The sequence below is a fragment of the Azoarcus sp. DD4 genome (assembly GCF_006496635.1).
Lineage (GTDB): Bacteria > Pseudomonadota > Gammaproteobacteria > Burkholderiales > Rhodocyclaceae > Azoarcus.
The window spans coordinates 4,492,686-4,512,480 of sequence record NZ_CP022958.1; the positions used below are offsets into that span (position 1 = coordinate 4,492,686).

The 19,795-nt window shown below is 60.2% G+C and carries 29 protein-coding genes; all 29 read right to left on the reverse strand.

Annotated elements, in window-relative coordinates:
• Nucleotides 1-9: 9 nt before the first annotated feature.
• The 29 genes from rpmJ to rpoC all read right to left on the reverse strand — a co-directional run bounded on the left by rpmJ (nt 10) and on the right by rpoC (nt 19,751).
• Nucleotides 10-123, reverse strand: coding sequence for a 50S ribosomal protein L36 (gene rpmJ / locus CJ010_RS20770; RefSeq protein WP_011767118.1), 114 nt, complete (start codon nt 121-123; stop codon nt 10-12).
• Between the two features lie 25 nt (nt 124-148).
• A complete protein-coding gene (infA, locus tag CJ010_RS20775) occupies nt 149-367 on the reverse strand; it encodes a translation initiation factor IF-1 (protein WP_011767119.1) in 219 nt (72 codons plus the stop codon).
• 3 nt (nt 368-370) lie between these two features.
• Entirely contained in the window at nt 371-1,696 is a 1,326-nt protein-coding gene (gene secY / locus CJ010_RS20780; RefSeq protein ID WP_141019818.1) for a preprotein translocase subunit SecY, read from the reverse strand.
• 15 nt (nt 1,697-1,711) lie between these two features.
• A complete protein-coding gene (rplO, locus tag CJ010_RS20785; protein WP_141019819.1) occupies nt 1,712-2,146 on the reverse strand; it encodes a 50S ribosomal protein L15 in 435 nt (144 codons plus the stop codon).
• Between the two features lies 1 nt (nt 2,147).
• Nucleotides 2,148-2,330, reverse strand: a complete 183-nt coding sequence (gene rpmD, locus CJ010_RS20790) for a 50S ribosomal protein L30 (RefSeq protein WP_011767122.1) — start codon at nt 2,328-2,330, stop codon at nt 2,148-2,150.
• A gap of 3 nt (nt 2,331-2,333) precedes the next feature.
• Complete coding sequence (gene rpsE / locus CJ010_RS20795) at nt 2,334-2,858, reverse strand: 30S ribosomal protein S5 (protein ID WP_141019820.1); 525 nt, start codon at nt 2,856-2,858, stop codon at nt 2,334-2,336.
• 12 nt (nt 2,859-2,870) lie between these two features.
• A complete protein-coding gene (rplR, locus tag CJ010_RS20800) occupies nt 2,871-3,224 on the reverse strand; it encodes a 50S ribosomal protein L18 (RefSeq protein ID WP_141019821.1) in 354 nt (117 codons plus the stop codon).
• An 11-nt stretch (nt 3,225-3,235) separates the two neighbouring features.
• Complete coding sequence (rplF, locus tag CJ010_RS20805; RefSeq protein ID WP_141019822.1) at nt 3,236-3,769, reverse strand: 50S ribosomal protein L6; 534 nt, start codon at nt 3,767-3,769, stop codon at nt 3,236-3,238.
• Nucleotides 3,770-3,778: 9 nt separating this feature from the next.
• The gene (gene rpsH, locus CJ010_RS20810) at nt 3,779-4,174 is read right to left on the reverse strand and encodes a 30S ribosomal protein S8 (protein WP_141019823.1); all 396 of its coding nucleotides are present in this window, start codon (nt 4,172-4,174) and stop codon (nt 3,779-3,781) included.
• Nucleotides 4,175-4,187: 13 nt separating this feature from the next.
• Nucleotides 4,188-4,493 carry a 30S ribosomal protein S14 gene (gene rpsN, locus CJ010_RS20815; RefSeq protein ID WP_011767127.1) on the reverse strand — a complete coding sequence of 102 codons (306 nt, stop codon included), beginning with the start codon at nt 4,491-4,493 and terminating at the stop codon, nt 4,188-4,190.
• 7 nt (nt 4,494-4,500) lie between these two features.
• Nucleotides 4,501-5,040, reverse strand: a complete 540-nt coding sequence (rplE, locus tag CJ010_RS20820; protein WP_141019824.1) for a 50S ribosomal protein L5 — start codon at nt 5,038-5,040, stop codon at nt 4,501-4,503.
• A gap of 9 nt (nt 5,041-5,049) precedes the next feature.
• Nucleotides 5,050-5,367, reverse strand: a complete 318-nt coding sequence (rplX, locus tag CJ010_RS20825; protein ID WP_141019825.1) for a 50S ribosomal protein L24 — start codon at nt 5,365-5,367, stop codon at nt 5,050-5,052.
• A gap of 12 nt (nt 5,368-5,379) precedes the next feature.
• Nucleotides 5,380-5,748, reverse strand: coding sequence for a 50S ribosomal protein L14 (gene rplN, locus CJ010_RS20830; protein WP_141019826.1), 369 nt, complete (start codon nt 5,746-5,748; stop codon nt 5,380-5,382).
• Between the two features lie 152 nt (nt 5,749-5,900).
• Nucleotides 5,901-6,170 carry a 30S ribosomal protein S17 gene (gene rpsQ / locus CJ010_RS20835; protein WP_141019827.1) on the reverse strand — a complete coding sequence of 90 codons (270 nt, stop codon included), beginning with the start codon at nt 6,168-6,170 and terminating at the stop codon, nt 5,901-5,903.
• Nucleotides 6,167-6,361 carry a 50S ribosomal protein L29 gene (rpmC, locus tag CJ010_RS20840; protein ID WP_141019828.1) on the reverse strand — a complete coding sequence of 65 codons (195 nt, stop codon included), beginning with the start codon at nt 6,359-6,361 and terminating at the stop codon, nt 6,167-6,169. Before rpmC ends, rpsQ begins: the two co-directional genes overlap by 4 nt.
• A 2-nt stretch (nt 6,362-6,363) precedes the next feature.
• Nucleotides 6,364-6,777, reverse strand: coding sequence for a 50S ribosomal protein L16 (rplP, locus tag CJ010_RS20845; RefSeq protein WP_141020800.1), 414 nt, complete (start codon nt 6,775-6,777; stop codon nt 6,364-6,366).
• Nucleotides 6,777-7,565, reverse strand: a complete 789-nt coding sequence (gene rpsC, locus CJ010_RS20850) for a 30S ribosomal protein S3 (RefSeq protein WP_141019829.1) — start codon at nt 7,563-7,565, stop codon at nt 6,777-6,779. Before rpsC ends, rplP begins: the two co-directional genes overlap by 1 nt.
• 9 nt (nt 7,566-7,574) lie before the next feature.
• Nucleotides 7,575-7,904, reverse strand: a complete 330-nt coding sequence (rplV, locus tag CJ010_RS20855; RefSeq protein ID WP_141019830.1) for a 50S ribosomal protein L22 — start codon at nt 7,902-7,904, stop codon at nt 7,575-7,577.
• Nucleotides 7,905-7,913: 9 nt separating this feature from the next.
• Nucleotides 7,914-8,189: a 30S ribosomal protein S19 gene (rpsS, locus tag CJ010_RS20860; protein ID WP_011767136.1), complete on the reverse strand. Its 276-nt coding sequence runs from the start codon at nt 8,187-8,189 to the stop codon at nt 7,914-7,916.
• Nucleotides 8,190-8,199: 10 nt separating this feature from the next.
• Entirely contained in the window at nt 8,200-9,027 is an 828-nt protein-coding gene (gene rplB / locus CJ010_RS20865; protein WP_141019831.1) for a 50S ribosomal protein L2, read from the reverse strand.
• A gap of 6 nt (nt 9,028-9,033) precedes the next feature.
• Nucleotides 9,034-9,330, reverse strand: coding sequence for a 50S ribosomal protein L23 (rplW, locus tag CJ010_RS20870; RefSeq protein ID WP_371415715.1), 297 nt, complete (start codon nt 9,328-9,330; stop codon nt 9,034-9,036).
• A 5-nt stretch (nt 9,331-9,335) separates the two neighbouring features.
• A complete protein-coding gene (gene rplD / locus CJ010_RS20875) occupies nt 9,336-9,956 on the reverse strand; it encodes a 50S ribosomal protein L4 (protein WP_141019833.1) in 621 nt (206 codons plus the stop codon).
• A gap of 14 nt (nt 9,957-9,970) precedes the next feature.
• Nucleotides 9,971-10,609 (reverse strand): 50S ribosomal protein L3, encoded by a 639-nt coding sequence (rplC, locus tag CJ010_RS20880; RefSeq protein ID WP_141019834.1) that lies wholly within the window; start codon nt 10,607-10,609, stop codon nt 9,971-9,973.
• A gap of 118 nt (nt 10,610-10,727) precedes the next feature.
• The gene (rpsJ, locus tag CJ010_RS20885) at nt 10,728-11,039 is read right to left on the reverse strand and encodes a 30S ribosomal protein S10 (RefSeq protein ID WP_141019835.1); all 312 of its coding nucleotides are present in this window, start codon (nt 11,037-11,039) and stop codon (nt 10,728-10,730) included.
• Nucleotides 11,040-11,096: 57 nt separating this feature from the next.
• Nucleotides 11,097-12,287, reverse strand: a complete 1,191-nt coding sequence (gene tuf / locus CJ010_RS20890; RefSeq protein ID WP_141019836.1) for an elongation factor Tu — start codon at nt 12,285-12,287, stop codon at nt 11,097-11,099.
• Nucleotides 12,288-12,314: 27 nt separating this feature from the next.
• Entirely contained in the window at nt 12,315-14,411 is a 2,097-nt protein-coding gene (gene fusA, locus CJ010_RS20895; RefSeq protein ID WP_141019837.1) for an elongation factor G, read from the reverse strand.
• Nucleotides 14,412-14,521: 110 nt separating this feature from the next.
• Nucleotides 14,522-14,992, reverse strand: coding sequence for a 30S ribosomal protein S7 (rpsG, locus tag CJ010_RS20900; RefSeq protein ID WP_141019838.1), 471 nt, complete (start codon nt 14,990-14,992; stop codon nt 14,522-14,524).
• Between the two features lie 33 nt (nt 14,993-15,025).
• On the reverse strand, nt 15,026-15,403 hold the full coding sequence (gene rpsL, locus CJ010_RS20905; RefSeq protein WP_141019839.1) for a 30S ribosomal protein S12: 378 nt from the start codon (nt 15,401-15,403) through the stop codon (nt 15,026-15,028).
• Nucleotides 15,404-15,536: 133 nt separating this feature from the next.
• On the reverse strand, nt 15,537-19,751 hold the full coding sequence (gene rpoC, locus CJ010_RS20910) for a DNA-directed RNA polymerase subunit beta' (RefSeq protein WP_141019840.1): 4,215 nt from the start codon (nt 19,749-19,751) through the stop codon (nt 15,537-15,539).
• Nucleotides 19,752-19,795: the final 44 nt, after the last annotated feature.

The following is a 19,795-nucleotide window of genomic DNA, read 5'->3' on the forward strand; positions in this document are numbered from 1 at the left end:
TCGACAAACTCAACCCTGGCGCTGTTTGTGTCGCGGATCAGTGCAAATAACGCGCACCACTCCCTTGCGACGAATGATCTTGCAGTTGCGGCAAATCCGCTTGACGGAAGCCTGGACTCTCATGCTCTTGCTCCTGTTTCTCTAATTCTTACTTGGTCCGGAACACGATCCGGCCCTTGGTCAGGTCGTACGGCGTCAATTGAACCGTCACCTTGTCACCAGGAAGAATACGGATGTAATGCATCCGCATCTTCCCCGAGATATGCCCAAGAACCATGTGCCCGTTCTCGAGCTTTACCCTGAACGTTGCGTTGGGCAGGTTCTCGGTGACCTCCCCCTGCATCTCGATTACATCTTCCTTCGCCATGAATCACCTGATCGGGAGGCCCGCCCCCTTGAAGTTGGCCTTCTTGAGCAGACTCTCATACTGGTGAGACATGACGTAGGCCTGCACCTGAGCCATGAAATCCATCGTGACGACGACGATGATCAGCAACGACGTACCCCCGAAATAGAACGGCACATTCCACTTCAGGATAAGAAACTCCGGCAACAGGCAAACGAGCGTGATGTACACCGCACCCGCCAGCGTCAGCCGCACCAGGATCTTGTCGATATAGCGCGCCGTTTGATCGCCCGGCCGGATACCCGGCACGAAGGCACCACTCTTCTTCAGGTTATCCGCCGTTTCCCGTGCATTGAACACCAACGCCGTGTAGAAGAAGCAGAAGAACACGATCGCAAGCGCATACAACATCACGTAGATGGGTTGCCCAGGCGACAAGGTCGAGGCGAGATCCCGCAACCAGTACATCCCCTCCGACGAACCAAACCACTGCCCCAGCGTTGCCGGGAACAAAATGATGCTCGACGCGAAAATCGGAGGAATCACGCCCGCCATGTTCAGCTTCAAGGGCAGATGCGAACTCTGGCCACCGTAAATCTTGTTTCCGACCTGACGCTTCGCGTAGTTAACCAAGATCTTCCGCTGACCACGCTCAACGAACACGACGAAACCAGTCACCAGCACAACCAGGACGCAGATCAGCAATGCCGTGAAGGGATGCATCGCACCGGTTCTTACCAGCTCAAACAGCCCGCCAATCGAACTAGGCAACCCGGCCGCGATACCTGCGAAGATGATGATTGAGATCCCGTTCCCAACGCCGCGCTCGGTGATCTGCTCCCCGAGCCACATCAGAAACATCGTCCCGGTCACCAGGGTCGCCAGGGTTACGAAGCGGAACATCACACCCGGATCCAGTACGAGGCCGGCCTGTCCTTCGAGCGCGATGGCAATCCCGAGCGACTGAGCCACCGCCAACACCAAGGTGCCATAGCGGGTGTACTGGGTAATCTTGCGCCGCCCGGCCTCACCTTCCTTCTTGAGCGACTCCAGCTGAGGCACCGCCACCGTCATCAACTGCATGATGATGGACGCCGATATGTAAGGCATGATCCCGAGCGCAAAGATCGTGAATCTCGACAGTGCGCCACCTGAAAACAGGTTGAACACGCCGAGAATCCCGCCGGCCTGCGACTGGAAGAGCTCGGCGAGCCGAGCCGGATCGATACCGGGGACGGGGATGTGTGCGCCGATCCGATATACGATCAACGCACCCACCAAGAACAGCAATCTACGCTTCAGATCGCCGAACTTACCCGCATTCCCGAGAGCGGCAGGAGGATTGGCCACAACGCTACCCTTGGCTTACTCGCCGCAACTGCCGCCGGCAGCTTCGATAGCTGCACGAGCACCCGCGGTCGCGCCGATACCACGCAGGACGACCTTCTTGGAGATCGAACCGGACAACACGACCTTCGCCGCAAGTGAATCCGCCGGAATCACCCCGGCCTGCTTGAGCACCAGCAGATCGATATCCTCGACAGGCAGCACTGCAAGTTCAGAGAGCCGAACTTCCGCGTTACGCCCACGAGTCAACGACACAAAACCGCGCTTCGGCAGACGACGCTGCAAGGGCATCTGACCGCCTTCGAAGCCGACTTTGTGAAAACCGCCGGCGCGCGACTTCTGACCCTTGTGACCGCGACCGCAAGTCTTGCCCAGACCGCTACCCATGCCACGACCAACACGCTTGGCCGGCGACTTCGAGCCGACACCCGGCTTAATGGTATTCAGGCGCATATCAGGCCTCCACCTTGACCAGGTACGCCACCTTGGTAACCATCCCACGAACGGCCGGCGTATCGACCAGTTCGACGGTATGGTTCAGACGACGCAACCCGAGACCGCGCACGGTGGCGCGATGAGACTGTTTGGTTCCGATCACACTCTTCACGAGCGTGACCTTGATCTTCTTGTCGGACATGACTTACCCCAGGATCTCTTCGATCGTCTTGCCACGCTTCGCAGCGATCTCGGCCGGCGTATTGACCGCCATCAGACCGTTGATCGTCGCGCGCACGACGTTGTAGGGATTGGTCGAACCGATGCATTTGCAGATGATGTCGGTGACACCCATCACCTCGAACACCGCACGCATCGGGCCACCAGCGATGATGCCGGTACCGCCGGGAGCGGGCTGCATCAGCACCGAGGCGGCGCCATGCTTGCCAACAACAGTGTGCTGGAGCGTGCCGTCACGGAGGGCGACCTTGACCATCTTGCGACGGGCTTCGTCCATCGCCTTCTGGACAGCAACCGGCACTTCACGGGACTTGCCCTTGCCCATGCCGATACCGCCGTCACCATCGCCAACCACGGTCAGCGCGGCGAAGCCGAGGATACGACCACCCTTCACGACCTTGGTAACGCGATTGATCGCGACCATCTTCTCGCGCAGGCCGTCATCACGCTCCTCGGAGGCCTGCGCGCGTTTGGTTTGCTGCTTAGCCATTCGTATCCTCGCTTAGAACTTCAGGCCGCCTTCGCGGGCGGCCTCGGCCAGCGCCTTGACGCGACCGTGATACAGGAAGCCCGAGCGGTCGAACGCAACCGTCTCGATCCCGGCAGCCTTGGCGCGCTCGGCAATCAGCTTGCCGACCACTTCCGCTGCCTGCTTGTTGCCGCCGTTGGCAACCTGAGAGCGCACGTCCGTTTCCACGGTAGACGCAGCGGCGAGGACGCGGGAACCGCAACCCGAGATCACCTGAGCGTAGATGTGGCAATTGGTACGGAACACGGTGAGGCGCACCGCCTTGAGCTCCGCGAGCTTGGCGCGGGTTTTGCGCGCACGGCGAAGACGAGTTTCTTTCTTGTTCATGACGAACCGCCTTACTTCTTCTTGGTTTCTTTGAGCACCACCACTTCGTCCGAATAACGGACGCCCTTGCCCTTGTAGGGCTCGGGAGCGCGGTAGGCCCGCACCTCAGCCGCGACCTGGCCGACCTGCTGCTTGTCGACGCCCTTGATCACGATTTCGGTTTGCGTTGGGGTTTCAACCTTGACACCGGCAGGCATCTGATGAACCACCGGATGCGAGAAACCCAGCGAGAGATTCAGCTTATCGCCTTGAGCCTGGGCACGATAACCCACGCCGACCAGCAGCAGCTTGCGTTCGAAACCTTTCGAAACGCCGATCACCATATTGTTGATCAACGCACGCACGGTCCCCGAAAGCGCGCGGGCATTATCCTGCCCCTCACGCGCCTTGCAGACGATCGCTTCACCTTCCTGCTCGATCGACACGGCCGGGTGCTGGGCACGGCGCAGCGTACCGAGCGGCCCTTTGATGGCGATCTCGGCCGGCGAGATCATGACCTCGACACCCTTCGGAATCGCCACCGGATTCTTAGCTACACGAGACATGGCTCCCCCTTAGGCGACCAGGCAGATGACTTCACCGCCAACGCGGCTAGCGCGTGCAGCACGGTCGGTCATCACACCCTTCGGAGTGGAAACGATAGCCACACCGAGACCATTCATAACGCGCGGCAGGTCGTTGCTACCCTTGTACACGCGCAACCCCGGACGACTCACACGCTCGATGCGCTCAATCACCGGACGACCGGCGTAGTACTTGAGCGCAACGTCGAGTTCCGCCTTGCCTTCGGCATCGCGCACGGAAAAGCCATCGATATAGCCTTCGTCGTGCAGCACCTTCGCGATTGCAACCTTCACCTTCGAGGAAGGCATCGTGACGCTCGCCTTCTGGGCCTGCTGCCCATTGCGGATGCGCGTCAGCATGTCGGCGATCGGATCGGACATACTCATCTTCGAATTCTCCTTACCAGCTCGCCTTGGTCATGCCAGGCACTTCGCCGCGGAAAGCGATCTCACGCAGCTTGTTACGGCACAGGCCGAACTTGCGGAACACGCCGCGAGGACGCCCCGTCAGACTGCAGCGATTGCGACCCCGGGTGGGATTGGCATTACGCGGGAGTTGTTGCAGCGCCAGACGAGCAGCCATGCGCTCCTCTTCCGACAGCTTCGTATCCTTGACCTGTGCGACCAGCGCGGCCCGCTTGGCAGCGAACTTCTCCACCAGCTTGCGACGCTTCTCTTCGCGATTGATCAGAGCGAGTTTCGCCATTTCACCCTCAATTCTTGAACGGGAACTTGAACGCGGCGAGCAGAGCACGAGCTTCTTCGTCACTCTTGGCCGTGGTCGTAATGCTGATATTCATCCCGCGAAGCGCATCGATCTTGTCGTACTCGATCTCGGGGAAAATGATCTGCTCTTTGACGCCCAGGTTGTAGTTGCCGCGACCATCGAAGCCCTTGGACGCGATACCACGAAAATCGCGCACCCGCGGCAGCGCCACGGTAACCAGACGATCGAAGAACTCGAACATGCGCGGACCACGCAGGGTCACCATGCAACCGATCGGATAACCTTCGCGAATCTTGAAGCCCGCGATCGACTTCCGAGCCTTCGTGGCAACCGGCTTCTGACCAGCAATCTTGGTCATGTCACCAATCGCATTCTCGAGAACCTTCTTGTCACCCACAGCCTCACCCACACCCATGTTCAGGGTGATCTTGGTGATGCGCGGCACTTCCATCACGGACTTGTAGCCGAACTGCTTGAGCAGCTGCGGCACCACTTCATCCTTGTAAAACTGTTGCAAGCGAGCCATTGCCACTCCTTAAGCGTCGACCAGCTCACCGTTCGACTTGAAGAAGCGCGCCTTGCGACCATCCTCAAGCACCTTGATCCCGACGCGATCAGCCTTCTGCGAGGCGGGATTGAACAGCGCGACGTTAGACACGTGGATCGGCATCTCCTTCTCGACGATACCGCCCACTTCACCCTTGAGCGGATTCGGGCGAACGTGCTTCTTGACCCGATTCACACCCTCAACCACCAAGTGCTCATCACCCACGCGACGCAGGACGGCACCACGACGACCGCGGTCCTTGCCGGTAAGCACCACCACTTCGTCACCCTTGCGGATCTTGTTCATCTCAAAGACTCCTCAGAGCACTTCGGGCGCAAGCGAAACGATCTTCATGAACCGCTCGGAGCGCAGCTCGCGCGTCACCGGCCCGAAAATACGAGTACCGATCGGCTCAAGCTTGTTGTTCAGGAGCACGGCCGCGTTGTTGTCGAACTTGACCAGCGAACCATCCGGACGACGAACGCCCTTGGCAGTACGCACAACGACCGCATTGTAGACATCACCTTTCTTGACACGACCACGAGGCGCCGCATCCTTGATGGTGACCTTGATGATGTCGCCGATACCAGCATAGCGACGCTTGGAGCCACCCAGCACCTTGATGCACATGACCGATCGCGCACCGGTGTTATCGGCAACGTCCAGCTTGGACTGCATTTGAATCATGGATATATCTCCAACTTATCCCGCCGTGCGGTCAGTCTTGGAACCCGTCAGGGATGAATGCCCCGAGCGAGCACCGGAGCAAAGATTTAAAAGTATAACAGCTTGACGCCGAAGCGCCAAGCTGTTTGAGCAAAAATCTGCTACCTACCGGATCAGATGATCCGAGCCTTCTCGACTACTCGCGTGACGCGCCACGTCTTCGTGCGGGAGATCGGACGACATTCTTCAATCTCGACCAGATCGCCCTGGGTAGCCGAACCATCTTCCACATGTGCGTGATACTTCGCAGAGCGGGTAATGATCTTGCCGTACAACGGGTGCTTTACCCGACGCTCGACCAAAACCGTCACCGTCTTCTGCATTTTGTCGCTGACCACACGCCCAATCAGCGCGCGGCGAACCTTTTCGACTTGCTCGCTCATTTCTGACCCGCCTTTTCGCGCAGGAGAGTACGGACACGCGCGATATCGCGACGCACCTTCCCGATCTGACTCGTGTTGCTCAACTGCTGGGTCGCAAGCTGCATGCGCAGCGAAAACTGCGCCTTCAACAGCTCAAGCAACTCCTGGTTCAACTCATCTGCGCTCTTGGCGCGGAGATCACTCGCTTTCATGCTTACCCCACCTGGCGAGTAACAAATACGGTCTCGAGCGGAAGCTTGGCTGCAGCCAGCCGGAACGCTTCACGGGCGAGCGCTTCGTCCACGCCATCCATTTCGTAGAGCACCTTGCCCGGCTGGATCTCCGCGACCCAGTACTCGGGGTTACCCTTACCGTTACCCATACGGACTTCAGCCGGCTTTTTCGAAATCGGCTTGTCCGGGAAAATCCGGATCCAGATCCGGCCGCCACGCTTGATGTGACGGGTCATCGCACGACGGGCAGATTCGATCTGGCGGGCAGTGAGACGGCCACGACCGATCGCCTTCAAACCGAAGTCACCGAAGCTGACCTTGGCGCCGCGCGTCGCCAGACCGGTGTTACGGCCTTTCTGCTCCTTGCGGTACTTCCTTCTCGACGGCTGCAGCATCATTCACTCCTGCTATCTTCTTGTCGGCCCTGGCCTTCACCGGCGCCGCGACGTGCGGGTCGACGACCCGGACGGCCTTCGCCGCCCTCATTTCGCGGGGCACCACGGCGACCACGACGGTTGTCGGCTTCAGGCTCAGCAACCACGGGTTGCTCGTTGCGGCCCAGCATTTCGCCCTTGAACACCCAGACCTTGATGCCGATGATGCCGTAAGTCGTCTTGGCTTCGGAAACGCCGTAATCGATGTTGGCGCGCAGGGTGTGCAGGGGCACACGTCCTTCGCGGTACCACTCCGTACGAGCGATTTCGGCGCCGTTCAGACGACCCGAACTCATGATCTTGATGCCTTGTGCACCCAGACGCATGGCGTTCTGCATCGCGCGCTTCATTGCGCGCCGGAACATGATCCGCTTTTCAAGCTGCTGCGCGATCGAATCGGCGATCAGCTTGGCGTCGATCTCCGGCTTGCGGACTTCCTCGATGTTGACGTGCACGGGCACGCCGACGATCTTCTGCAGGTCGCGCTTCAGCGCCTCGATGTCCTCACCTTTCTTGCCGATAACAACCCCGGGACGGGCGCTGTACAAGGTGACTCGAGCATTCTTGGCGGGGCGCTCGATGACGACTCGCCCGACCGACGCGTGCGCAAGACGCTTCTTCAGATAATCACGGACCTTCAGATCTTCGTGCAGCATCTTGGAGAAATCGCGGCTCGAAGCGAACCAACGCGAACCCCAATCACGCGTGACAGCGAGACGGAAGCCAGTGGGATGAATTTTCTGACCCATATCTACTCCTTACTCGCCGACAGTCACGAAGATGTGGCAGGTGGGCTTGAGAATGCGATTACCGCGACCCTTGGCGCGCGCGGTGAAACGCTTCAGCGTCATGCCTTCTTCGACGAAAATCGTCTTGACCTTCAGCGCGTCAATATCCGCACCGTCGTTGTGCTCGGCATTGGCGATGGCCGATTCGACCACCTTGCGGATGATCTTCGCGCCCTTCTTCGGCGAAAAGGCCAGGATGTTCAGTGCCTGCTCGACAGATTTGCCGCGAACGAGATCGGCAACAAGACGACCTTTCTGTGCAGAGAGACGGACGCCACGGAGAATTGCTTTGGTTTCCATGATGCCCCCTTACCTCTTGGCCTTCTTGCTTGCCGCATGACCCTTGAAGGTACGCGTCAGAGCAAACTCACCCAGCTTATGGCCGACCATGTTCTCGGACACATAGACCGGAATGTGCTGGCGGCCATTGTGGACCGCAATCGTCAATCCGACGAAGTCCGGCAGAACCGTGGAGCGGCGCGACCAGGTCTTGATCGGGCGCTTGTCGTTGCTCGCCCGCGCGGCGTCGACCTTCTTCAGAAGGTGAGCGTCGATAAACGGGCCTTTCTTGATAGAACGTGCCATCTGTTACCCCTTAACGCTTATGACGACGCTGCACGATCATCGTGTCGGTGCGCTTGTTGCGACGGGTGCGATAACCCTTCGCAGGCGTACCCCACGGGCTCACGGGCACACGCCCCTCGCCGGTGCGGCCTTCGCCACCACCGTGCGGGTGATCGACTGGGTTCATTGCCACACCGCGGACGGTGGGGCGAATGCCGCGCCAGCGGTTCGCACCGGCCTTGCCGATCTTGCGCAGACTATGCTCTTCATTACCGACTTCGCCGATCGTCGCGCGGCACTCGACGTGCACGCGGCGAATCTCGCCGGAACGCAGGCGCAGCTGGGCGTAAGCACCCTCACGCGCCAGAAGTTGCACCGAGGTACCGGCAGCGCGCGCGATCTGCGCACCCTTGCCCGGCATCATTTCGACGCAGTGAATGGTCGAACCGACCGGAATGTTGCGGATCGGCAGCGCATTGCCAGCCTTGATCGGCGCCTCGGCGCCGGAGACGATCTGCTGACCAACTTCGAGACCGCGCGGAGCGATGATGTAACGACGCTCGCCATCTGCGTAGCACAACAGCGCGATGTTGGCCGAACGGTTGGGGTCGTACTCGACGCGCTCAACCTTGGCGACAATTCCATCCTTGTTGCGACGAAAATCGATGACGCGATAGTGCTGCTTATGGCCGCCACCCTGATGGCGAACCGTCACACGCCCGCTGTTGTTACGACCGGCCTTGCTCGACTTCTTCTCGATCAGTGCATCGTGGGGACGACCCTTGTACAGATCAGGGTTGACCACCTTGACCATCGCACGACGACCGGCAGACGTAGGCTTGAGTTTTACCAGTGCCATGATCTATCACTCCCCAGCCACAAAGTTGATTTCCTGGCCGGGCTTGAGGCAAACGAAGGCCTTCTTCCAATCCTTGCGGCGGCCCATCATCTTGCCGAAGCGCTTGGTCTTGCCCTTTACGTTCGAGATCTGAACAGACTTCACTTCGACCTTGAACAACAGCTCGACGGCAGCCTTGACTTCCGGCTTGGTCGCGCTCGAGGCGACCTTGAAAACCACTTGCTCATTCTTGTCGGCGACGTAAGTCGCCTTCTCGGAGATCTGCGGGGCGAGCAGCACCTGCAGCAGACGTTCCTGGCTGATCGCGCTCATTGCCACGCTTCCTCCATCTTGGCCAGCGCGCCCTTGGTGACCAGCACCTTCGGGAAACGCACCAGCGACACAGGATCCGTCTCGTTCACATCGAGCACCAGCACCGTATGCAGGTTGCGCGACGACAAGAACAGATTCTCGTCGACACCATCGGTAATCACGAGCGCGGACTCCAGCCCCATCCCCTTCAGCTTCTGCACCAACAACCGGGTCTTCGGCGCCTCGAGACTGAAGTCATCGACGACGGCCAAGCGGTCCTCGCGAGCAAGCTGGGAAAGGATGGAAGCCACGCCAGCACGGAACATCTTCCGGTTAACCTTCTGAGAGAAATTCTCATCAGGGCTATTCGGGAAGATCTTGCCACCACCCCGCCACAGAGGACTGGACGCCATACCGGCACGCGCGTTACCAGTACCCTTCTGACGGAAGGGCTTGCGCGTCGACTTGGCGATCTCCGAACGCCCCTTCTGCGCACGATTGGCAGAGCGGGCATTGGCAAGATAGGCCGTAACGATCTGATGAATCAGAGCTTCGTTGTATTCACGAGCAAACAGCACGTCAGACGCCTGCAGCGTCGACGCAGCCTGCCCCTGTTCATTCAAGAGTTTGAGTTCCATTACGCCCAGCCTCCTTAAGCCTTGATCGCAGGACGCACAACGACGTCGCCGCCCTTGGAGCCCGGAACGGCACCCTTGACGAGAAGCAGCTGACGTTCGGCATCGACGCGCACGACCTCGAGACCGAGGGTAGTACGCTGCACGGCACCGTATTGACCAGCCATGCGCTTACCAGGGAAGACACGACCCGGATCCTGAGCCATACCGATCGAGCCGGGAGAGTTGTGCGAAACGGAGTTACCGTGCGAAGCACGGTTGGACGAGAAGTTGTGGCGCTTGATCGGACCGGAAAAACCCTTACCGATGGAGACACCGGTCACATCAACCTTCTGACCGACGGCAAAGATCTCGACACTGACGAGATCACCCGCCTTGAGATTCGCCAAGCCTTCAGGCTCGATGCGAAACTCCTTGAGAACCCGACTCGGCTCGACACCCGCCTTAGCAAGATGACCAGCGATCGGCTTCACCACGCGACTGGCGCGACGCTTGCCAAAAGCAACCTGAACCGCGGAATAACCGTCAGTTTCAGGCGTCTTGATCTGGGTCACGCGATTATCGGACACGTCCAGCACAGTCACCGGAATGGACCTGCCATCCTCGGCGAAAATGCGAGTCATGCCGACCTTGCGACCAACAAGGCCTAGACTCATTTTTTTCTCCTGATTCCCGGTTGCGATTGACCGGGGGTAACACAAATTAATGCGCCAATAGGCACAAAGGCCGGATTATACCGGCCATTTTCAAAATCCCGCAAGCAGATGAATCGACTTACTGGAGCTTGATCTCGACATCCACACCCGCAGGCAGATCCAGCTTCATCAGCGCATCGACGGTCTTGTCCGTCGGGTCGATGATGTCCATCAGACGCTGATGGGTGCGGATTTCCATTTGGTCGCGCGAGCTCTTGTTCACGTGCGGCGAACGCAGCAGGTTGAAGCGCTCGATGCGCGTGGGCAGCGGCACGGGGCCACGCACCACGGCGCCGGTCCGCTTGGCGGTATCGACGATTTCGAGCGCCGACTGGTCGATCAAACGATAGTCGAAGGCCTTGAGGCGGATACGGATTTTCTGGTTCTGCATGATCTGATTCCCAAAGAGCGGCTGGGCGGCGGATTCCTCCGCCGCCCGTTGAAGGTATTACTCGATGATCTTGGCGACGACACCGGCGCCGACGGTACGACCACCTTCACGGATGGCGAAACGCAGACCTTCTTCCATGGCGATCGGGGCGATCAGCTTGACGGTGATCGACACGTTGTCGCCCGGCATGACCATCTCGGTACCTTCCGGCAGCGAGATCGAACCAGTCACGTCGGTGGTACGGAAGTAGAACTGCGGACGGTAGTTGTTGAAGAACGGAGTGTGACGACCACCCTCTTCCTTCGACAGCACGTAGATCTCGCCGGTGAAGTGGGTGTGCGGGGTGATCGAACCCGGCTTGCACAGCACCTGGCCGCGCTCGACGTCTTCACGCTTGGTGCCGCGCAGCAACACGCCGACGTTGTCGCCCGCCTGACCCTGATCCAGCAGCTTGCGGAACATTTCCACGCCAGTGCAGGTGGTCTTGACGGTGGGCTTGATGCCGACGATCTCGATTTCTTCGCCGACCTTGACGATGCCACGCTCGACACGACCGGTCACCACGGTGCCGCGACCCGAGATCGAGAACACGTCTTCGATCGGCAGCAGGAAGGGCTTGTCGATCGCGCGCTCCGGCGTCGGGATGTAGCTGTCCAACGCATCGGCCAGGCGCATGATCGCCGGCTCGCCGATGTCGGACTGGTCGCCTTCGAGCGCCTTCAGCGCCGAACCCTTGACGATGGGAATGTCGTCACCCGGAAAGTCGTACTTCGACAGCAGCTCGCGCACTTCCATCTCGACCAGCTCGAGCAGCTCTTCGTCGTCGACCATGTCGCACTTGTTCAGGAAGACGATGATGTACGGCACACCGACCTGACGGGCCAGCAGGATGTGCTCGCGGGTCTGCGGCATCGGGCCGTCAGCGGCCGAACACACCAGAATCGCGCCGTCCATCTGGGCGGCACCGGTGATCATGTTCTTGACATAGTCCGCGTGACCCGGGCAGTCGACGTGAGCGTAGTGACGGGTCGCGGTTTCGTACTCGACGTGGGCGGTGTTGATGGTGATGCCGCGCGCCTTTTCTTCCGGCGCCGCGTCGATCTGATCGTAGGCCTTCGCTTCGCCGCCGAACTTCTTCGACAGGATCGTCGTGATCGCCGCCGTCAGCGTCGTCTTGCCGTGGTCAACGTGACCGATCGTACCAACGTTTACGTGCGGTTTCGTCCGCTCGAACTTACCCTTAGCCATTGCTTGTCCTCGTTAGGTTTCGGTTGATTACTTGCGATTGCTGATCACCGCCTCCGCGACGCTCTTCGGCGCTTCGGAGTAGTGCTTGAATTCCATCGAGTAGGTCGCACGACCCTGAGTCAGGGAGCGCAACTGGGTGGCGTAACCGAACATCTCGGCCAACGGCACCTCCGCCTTGATCTCCTTCATGCCGCCAGGCAGGTCATCCATCCCCTGGACGATACCGCGACGACCCGAGAGATCGCCCATCACGTTACCCATGTAGTCTTCGGGCGTCTCGACGACGACGGCCATCATCGGCTCGAGCAGAACCGGACTCGCCTTGCGCATGGCATCCTTGAACGCCATCGACGCCGCCATCTTGAAGGCATTTTCATTCGAGTCGACGTCGTGGTAAGAACCGTCGAACAGGGTAACCTTCACATCAACGACCGGGAAGCCGGCGAGAACGCCGTTCGGCAGGGTTTCCTGCAGACCCTTGTCGACCGCGGGGATGTACTCCCGCGGCACAACACCGCCCTTGATCGCATCGACGAACTCGTAACCCTTGCCCGTTTCGTTCGGCTCGAGCTTGATCCAGACATGGCCGTACTGACCGCGACCGCCGGATTGCTTGACGAACTTGCCCTCTTGCTCCACGGCCTTGCGGATCGCTTCACGATAGGCAACCTGCGGCGCACCGACGTTGGCTTCTACGTTGAATTCGCGCTTCATGCGATCGACGATGATCTCGAGGTGCAGCTCACCCATACCGGAGATGATGGTCTGACCGGACTCTTCGTCGGTACGGACGCGGAACGACGGATCCTCGGCAGCCAGACGGCCGAGCGCGATACCCATCTTCTCCTGATCACCCTTGGTCTTCGGCTCGACCGCAACGTGGATCACCGGATCCGGGAAGATCATTCGCTCGAGAATCACAGGCGCACTCGGGTCGCACAGCGTCTCACCCGTCGTAACTTCCTTAAGACCCACGCAAGCGGCGATGTCGCCCGCCAGCACTTCCTTGATTTCCTCACGCTCGTTGGCGTGCATCTGCAGAATGCGACCGATACGCTCTTTTTTGTTCTTGACCGAATTCAGCACGGTCTCACCGGAGTTCAGCACGCCGGAGTAGACGCGCACAAAGGTCAGCTGACCAACGAACGGGTCGGTCATCAGCTTGAACGCGAGCGCAGCGAACTTTTCGCTGTCATCAGCCTTGCGGGTGACTTCCTTATCGTTGTCATCGACGCCGGCGACCGGCGGAATATCGACCGGCGAGGGCAGGAATTCGATGACCGCGTCGAGCATGCGCTGCACACCCTTATTCTTGAACGCGGTACCACACAACATCGGCTGAATCTCGCAGGCGATGGTACGCGTACGCAGACCGAGCTTGATCTTGTCTTCGGACAGGTCGCCATTCTCGAGGTACTCGTTCATGAGCTCCTCGTTCGCCTCGGCCGCTGCCTCGACCATCTGCTCGCGCCAGCTTTCGGCATCTGCCTGAAGCTCGGCGGGGATATCCTGGTACTCGAACTTCATGCCCTGGGACGCCTCGTCCCAGATGATCGCCTTCATCTTGATGAGATCGACGACACCCTTGAAACCATCCTCAGCGCCGATCGGCAAAACGATGGGCACTGGGTTTGCCTTCAGGCGCATCTTCATCTGGTCAACGACCTTGTAGAAGTTGGCACCCGAGCGGTCCATCTTATTGACGAAGGCCAGACGCGGAACCTTGTACTTGGTCGCCTGACGCCACACCGTCTCGGACTGCGGCTGCACACCACCTACCGCGCAGTAGACCATGCAGGCGCCATCCAGCACGCGCATCGAACGCTCGACTTCGATCGTGAAATCGACGTGCCCCGGGGTATCGATGATATTGAAACGATGCTCGGGGAAGTTCAGATCCATGCCCTTCCAGAAGCAGGTCGTCGCCGCAGAGGTGATCGTGATACCACGCTCCTGCTCTTGCGCCATCCAGTCCATGGTAGCCGCACCGTCATGCACCTCACCGATCTTGTGGTTCACACCGGTGTAATAGAGGATGCGCTCGGTCGTAGTCGTCTTGCCGGCGTCGATGTGAGCGGAGATACCGATATTGCGGTAGCGCTCGATAGGAGTCTTGCGAGCCACGATGTTATTCCTGCCTTCCGGTTATCACGTTGAAAACGCGATGATCTGATTGTTGCGTTACAAAACAATCGAGCCCTTCGCAGGGCCCGAATTACCGCCGATCGCCTGGATCAGAAGCGGTAGTGAGAGAACGCCTTGTTGGCTTCGGCCATCCGGTGCACTTCTTCGCGCTTCTTCATCGCGGCGCCACGACCTTCTGCCGCCTCGAGCAGTTCGCCAGCAAGACGCTGAGCCATGGACTTCTCGGCACGCTTGCGGGCCGCTTCGCGCAGCCAACGCATCGACAGCGCCATACGGCGGGACGGACGCACTTCGACCGGAACCTGATAGTTGGCACCACCGACGCGGCGGCTCTTGACTTCCACCACCGGCTTCACGTTGGCAACAGCAGCAGCGAACACTTCGAGCGGATCCTTGCTGCCCTTGCTGGTGATGTGATCGAAGGCGCCATAGACGATGCGCTCGGCAACCGACTTCTTGCCGGACTGCATGATCACATTGATGAACTTGGACACATCCTGGGAACCGAACTTCGGATCCGGGAGAACCTCACGCTTGGGTACTTCACGACGACGCGGCATGACAACCTCTCAAGAATTTTTTTGTGCCGACAATCAGGCTTTCTTCGGACGCTTGGCGCCGTACTTGGAGCGCGACTGCTTCCGATCCTTGACGCCCTGCAGATCGAGGGAGCCGCGAACGATGTGATAACGCACACCCGGCAAGTCTTTAACACGACCACCGCGGATCAGGACCACGGAGTGCTCCTGAAGGTTGTGACCTTCACCACCGATGTAGGAGATGACCTCGAAACCATTGGTCAGACGAACCTTGGCCACTTTACGCAGCGCGGAGTTCGGCTTCTTCGGAGTCGTGGTGTAGACACGGGTGCACACGCCGCGCTTCTGCGGGCAAGCTTCCAGCGCCGGAACCTTGCTCTTGGCGACGTCCATCTGACGCGGCTTGCGGACAAGCTGATTGATTGTTGGCATAGCTTAAGAATTTCCCAAAAAACCGAGGCAGCCCACCACGGGCCGCCTCGGGCGGATTATTCCGGCTGCGACTGACTACGATTGGTCAGTCCACAAAAAGAGGCCGGAGTTTATTCCGAGTTCGCTCAGAAAGTCAACTCGCCTGGATGTCCTGCTGCTCTTCGACTACGGCATCGACGGGAGCCCAGGCATGCTCCGCGCCGAGATCGTCGCCGGCCGACTGCGACCGGCGACTGCGGTGATACGCCAGACCCGTTCCCGCCGGGATCAGGCGGCCAACGATGACGTTCTCCTTCAGACCACGGAGTTCGTCGCGCTTGCCCATGATCGCCGCTTCGGTCAACACGCGGGTGGTTTCCTGGAAGGACGCCGCCGAGATGAACGAATCGGTCGACAGCGATGCTTTGGTGATGCCGAGCAGCACGTTTTCGTACTGTGCCGGCAGCTTGCCTTCGGCCTCGATGCGATCGTTTTCGTCCAGCACTTCGGAGCGTTCGACCTGCTCCTCCCGGATGAACTTGGTATCGCCCGGATCGGTAATGACCACCCGCCGCAGCATCTGGCGCACGATCACTTCGATGTGCTTGTCGTTGATCTTCACGCCCTGCAGACGATAGACGTCCTGCACTTCGTCGATGATGTAGCGTGCGAGTTCGTTGATACCCTGCAGGCGCAGGATGTCGTGCGGATCGGCCGGACCATCGACGATGAGTTCGCCCTTGTTCACCACCTGGCCATCGTGAACCATGAGGTGCTTGTCCTTCGGGATCAGGAACTCGTGCACCGTGCCGTCCGGCTCGGTGATCACCAGACGCTGCTTGCCCTTGGTGTCCTTGCCGAACGAAACCGTACCGGTGTACTCGGCCAACAGGCCGGCATCCTTCGGCGAACGAGCTTCGAACAACTCGGCGACGCGCGGCAGACCCCCGGTGATGTCGCGAGTCTTCGCTGACTCCTGCGGAATACGTGCAAGGATGTCACCGACGCTGACCTGCTGACCGTCCTTCACGGTGATCAGCGAACCGACCTGGAAGGTGATGGCCACGGCGTGATCGGTGCCAGCGATGCGGACCTCCTCGTCGTTCTCATCGAGCAGTTTCACCTGCGGACGCACGCCCTTTGCTGCACCGGTCGAGGAGCGGCGCTTGGAATCGATCACGACCAGCGTCGACAGACCGGTGACCTCGTCGATCTGCTTGGCGACCGTCACGCCTTCTTCGACATTCTCGAACTTCACCGTGCCGGAGTATTCGGTCACGATGGGACGGGTATGCGGGTCCCAGGTCGCGAGTTGGGCGCCGGCCTTGACCTGAGCACCGTCATCTACCTGCAGCATCGCGCCGTAAGGCAGCTTGTGGCGTTCGCGCTCACGGCCCATGTCGTCGGCCACCACCACTTCGGCGGAACGCGCGATCACCACCTTCTCGCCCTTGGCGTTGGCAACGTAACGCATGTTGCCGGCGAAGCGGATGGTACCGGTCGACTTGGCCTCGACACCGCTGGCCGCCGCTGCCCGCGACGCCGCGCCACCGACGTGGAAGGTACGCATCGTCAGCTGGGTGCCCGGCTCGCCGATCGACTGGGCTGCAATCACGCCGACTGCCTCGCCCGAGTTGACCATGGAGCCGCGACCAAGGTCACGGCCATAGCACTTGGCGCACAGGCCGTAACGTGTTTCGCAGGTGAGCGGCGTGCGCACCTTCACCTCGTCCACGCCCAGGCTTTCAATCAGATCCACCGCATCTTCGTCCAGCAGGGTACCGGCTTCGATCGCCGTCTCCTGCGTGTCGGGATTCACGACGTCTTCGGCGCATACGCGACCGAGGATACGCTCGCGCAGCGGCTCGACGACCTCGCCACCCTCGATCAGGGCCTTCATGTTGAAGCCTTCTCGCGTACCGCAGTCGTCCTCGATCACGACCAGGTCCTGCGTCACGTCGACCAGACGACGGGTCAGGTAGCCGGAGTTCGCGGTTTTCAGCGCGGTATCCGCCAGACCTTTACGCGCACCGTGGGTCGAGATGAAGTACTGCAGAACGTTCAAGCCTTCACGGAAGTTGGTCGTGATCGGCGTCTCGATGATGGAGCCGTCCGGCTTCGCCATCAGACCACGCATCCCGGCCAGCTGGCGGATCTGGGCGGCGGAACCCCGCGCGCCCGAGTCGGCCATCATGTAGATGGAGTTGAAGGCTTCCTGCTTGACGGTGTTGCCGTTGCGGTCGACCACAGGCTCCTGGCCAAGCTGCTCCATCATCGCCTTCGCCACCTGGTCGCCGCAGCGCCCCCAGATATCGACGACCTTGTTGTAGCGCTCGCCATCGGTCACCAGGCCGGAGGTGTACTGCTGGGCGATCTCCTTGACTTCGGCTTCGGCGGCACGGATCAGGTCTTCCTTCAGATCCGGAACGAGCATGTCCTTGACCGCGATCGAGATACCGGCACGGGTCGCCAGGCGGTAGCCGTACTGCATCAGCTGGTCGGCGAAAATCACCGTCGCGCGCAGACCGCAGCGACGGAAGGACGCGTTGATCAGCTTCGAGATTTCCTTCTTCTTCAGCGGCTTGTCGATCACGCTGAAGGGCAGGCCAGCAGGCAGAATCTCGGACAGGATGGCGCGGCCGGCGGTCGTGTTATAGCGCGACACCCTCTCGATGCGCTCGCCATTGGGACCGAGGTCGGCCTCCTTCAGGCGCACCGTCACACGGGCGTGCAAGGAGATCTGGCCCGATTCGTAGGCGCGCTTGACTTCGCCCACGTCGGTAAACAGCATGCCCTCGCCCGGCACGTTCACACCCTCGCGGCTGGCGTAGTAGAGGCCCAGCACGATGTCCTGCGACGGAACGATGATCGGCTCGCCGTTGGCGGGCGACAGTACGTTGTTGGAGGCCAGCATCAGGGTGCGGGCCTCCATCTGCGCTTCGAGCGACAGCGGGACGTGTACTGCCATCTGGTCGCCGTCGAAGTCGGCGTTGAAGGCCACGCAGACCAGCGGGTGGAGTTGGATTGCCTTGCCCTCGATCAGCACCGGTTCGAAAGCCTGGATGCCGAGACGGTGCAGGGTCGGTGCGCGGTTCAGCATCACCGGATGCTCGCGGATGACATCTTCGAGGATGTCCCATACCACCGGTTCCTGCGACTCCACCATCTTCTTGGCCTGCTTGATGGTCGTAGCCAGCCCCATCAGCTCAAGCTTGTTGAAGATGAAGGGCTTGAACAGTTCGAGCGCCATCAGCTTGGGCAGGCCACACTGGTGCAACTTGAGCTGGGGACCCACGGTAATGACGGAGCGGCCCGAGTAGTCGACGCGCTTGCCCAGCAGGTTCTGACGGAAACGGCCGCCCTTGCCCTTGATCATGTCGGCCAGCGACTTCAGCGGACGCTTGTTGGCGCCGGTCATCGCCTTGCCACGACGACCGTTGTCGAGCAGCGAGTCCACCGACTCCTGCAGCATGCGCTTTTCGTTACGGACGATGATATCCGGCGCCTTCAGTTCGAGCAGACGCTTGAGGCGGTTGTTCCGGTTGATGACGCGACGGTAGAGGTCGTTCAGATCGGAAGTCGCGAAGCGGCCGCCGTCCAGCGGCACCAGCGGACGCAGGTCCGGCGGCAGCACGGGCAGCACTTCCAGAATCATCCATTCCGGCTTGATGCCGGACTGCTGGAACGCCTCCAGCACCTTGAGGCGCTTGGAGAACTTCTTGATCTTGGCTTCGGAGCCGGTGGTTTCCAGATCCGAGCGCAGCTTCTCGATTTCCTGATTGACGTCCAGCGTGCGCAGCAGTTCGCGGATGCCCTCGGCACCCATCACGGCGTCGAAGTCGTCACCGTACTCCTCCACCTTCGCGAGATAGTCGTCTTCGGTCAGCAGCTGGGCGCGGTTGAGCGGGGTCATGCCCGGCTCAACTACGACGAAGGCTTCGAAGTAGAGCACGCGCTCGATGTCGCGCAGGGTCATGTCGAGCACCATGCCCAGGCGGCTCGGCAGGCTCTTCAGGAACCAGATGTGGGCCACCGGGCTGGCGAGTTCGATGTGGCCCATGCGCTCGCGGCGCACCTTGGACAGGGTCACTTCGACGCCGCACTTCTCGCAGATCACGCCGCGGTGCTTGAGGCGCTTGTACTTGCCGCACAGGCACTCGTAATCCTTCACCGGCCCGAAGATCTTGGCGCAGAACAGGCCGTCGCGCTCCGGCTTGAAGGTGCGGTAGTTGATGGTCTCGGGCTTCTTCACCTCACCGTAGGACCACGACCGGATCTTGTCCGGCGACGCGAGACCGATGGTGATCGCGTCGAATTCTTCCTCGTTCGGCAGGGTTTGCTTGAACAGGTCAGCGAGCAGGCTCTTCATGTATCACTCCATCCTGGGCGCGGCGGCGTACGCCGCGCCCCTGG

Excerpts from the sequence above, each read along its gene's own strand:
- rpmJ (WP_011767118.1), bottom strand. The coding sequence starts at position 123 with ATGAGAGTCCAGGCTTCCGTCAAGCGGATTTGCCGCAACTGCAAGATC.
- rpmC (WP_141019828.1), bottom strand. The coding sequence starts at position 6,361 with ATGAAAGCGAGTGATCTCCGCGCCAAGAGCGCAGATGAGTTGAACCAG.
- rpsE (WP_141019820.1), bottom strand. The coding sequence starts at position 2,858 with ATGGCTAAGCAGCAAACCAAACGCGCGCAGGCCTCCGAGGAGCGTGAT.
- rplF (WP_141019822.1), bottom strand. The coding sequence starts at position 3,769 with ATGTCTCGTGTAGCTAAGAATCCGGTGGCGATTCCGAAGGGTGTCGAG.
- rplR (WP_141019821.1), bottom strand. The coding sequence starts at position 3,224 with ATGAACAAGAAAGAAACTCGTCTTCGCCGTGCGCGCAAAACCCGCGCC.
- rplB (WP_141019831.1), bottom strand. The coding sequence starts at position 9,027 with ATGGCACTGGTAAAACTCAAGCCTACGTCTGCCGGTCGTCGTGCGATG.
- rpsH (WP_141019823.1), bottom strand. The coding sequence starts at position 4,174 with ATGAGTATGTCCGATCCGATCGCCGACATGCTGACGCGCATCCGCAAT.
- infA (WP_011767119.1), bottom strand. The coding sequence starts at position 367 with ATGGCGAAGGAAGATGTAATCGAGATGCAGGGGGAGGTCACCGAGAAC.
- rplC (WP_141019834.1), bottom strand. The coding sequence starts at position 10,609 with ATGAGTCTAGGCCTTGTTGGTCGCAAGGTCGGCATGACTCGCATTTTC.
- rpsS (WP_011767136.1), bottom strand. The coding sequence starts at position 8,189 with ATGGCACGTTCTATCAAGAAAGGCCCGTTTATCGACGCTCACCTTCTG.
- rpmD (WP_011767122.1), bottom strand. The coding sequence starts at position 2,330 with ATGTCCGACAAGAAGATCAAGGTCACGCTCGTGAAGAGTGTGATCGGA.
- rpsC (WP_141019829.1), bottom strand. The coding sequence starts at position 7,565 with ATGGGTCAGAAAATTCATCCCACTGGCTTCCGTCTCGCTGTCACGCGT.
- rplN (WP_141019826.1), bottom strand. The coding sequence starts at position 5,748 with ATGATTCAAATGCAGTCCAAGCTGGACGTTGCCGATAACACCGGTGCG.
- rplD (WP_141019833.1), bottom strand. The coding sequence starts at position 9,956 with ATGGAACTCAAACTCTTGAATGAACAGGGGCAGGCTGCGTCGACGCTG.
- rplV (WP_141019830.1), bottom strand. The coding sequence starts at position 7,904 with ATGGAAACCAAAGCAATTCTCCGTGGCGTCCGTCTCTCTGCACAGAAA.
- rpoC (WP_141019840.1), bottom strand. The coding sequence starts at position 19,751 with ATGAAGAGCCTGCTCGCTGACCTGTTCAAGCAAACCCTGCCGAACGAG.
- rplO (WP_141019819.1), bottom strand. The coding sequence starts at position 2,146 with ATGCGCCTGAATACCATTAAGCCGGGTGTCGGCTCGAAGTCGCCGGCC.
- rpsN (WP_011767127.1), bottom strand. The coding sequence starts at position 4,493 with ATGGCGAAACTCGCTCTGATCAATCGCGAAGAGAAGCGTCGCAAGCTG.
- rplX (WP_141019825.1), bottom strand. The coding sequence starts at position 5,367 with ATGAACAAGATCCGCAAGGGTGACGAAGTGGTGGTGCTTACCGGCAAG.
- tuf (WP_141019836.1), bottom strand. The coding sequence starts at position 12,287 with ATGGCTAAGGGTAAGTTCGAGCGGACGAAACCGCACGTAAACGTTGGT.
- rpsG (WP_141019838.1), bottom strand. The coding sequence starts at position 14,992 with ATGCCGCGTCGTCGTGAAGTACCCAAGCGTGAGGTTCTCCCGGATCCG.
- rpsQ (WP_141019827.1), bottom strand. The coding sequence starts at position 6,170 with ATGAGCGAGCAAGTCGAAAAGGTTCGCCGCGCGCTGATTGGGCGTGTG.
- rplP (WP_141020800.1), bottom strand. The coding sequence starts at position 6,777 with ATGCTGCAGCCGTCGAGAAGGAAGTACCGCAAGGAGCAGAAAGGCCGT.
- rpsL (WP_141019839.1), bottom strand. The coding sequence starts at position 15,403 with ATGCCAACAATCAATCAGCTTGTCCGCAAGCCGCGTCAGATGGACGTC.
- rpsJ (WP_141019835.1), bottom strand. The coding sequence starts at position 11,039 with ATGCAGAACCAGAAAATCCGTATCCGCCTCAAGGCCTTCGACTATCGT.
- rplE (WP_141019824.1), bottom strand. The coding sequence starts at position 5,040 with ATGGCTCGCTTGCAACAGTTTTACAAGGATGAAGTGGTGCCGCAGCTG.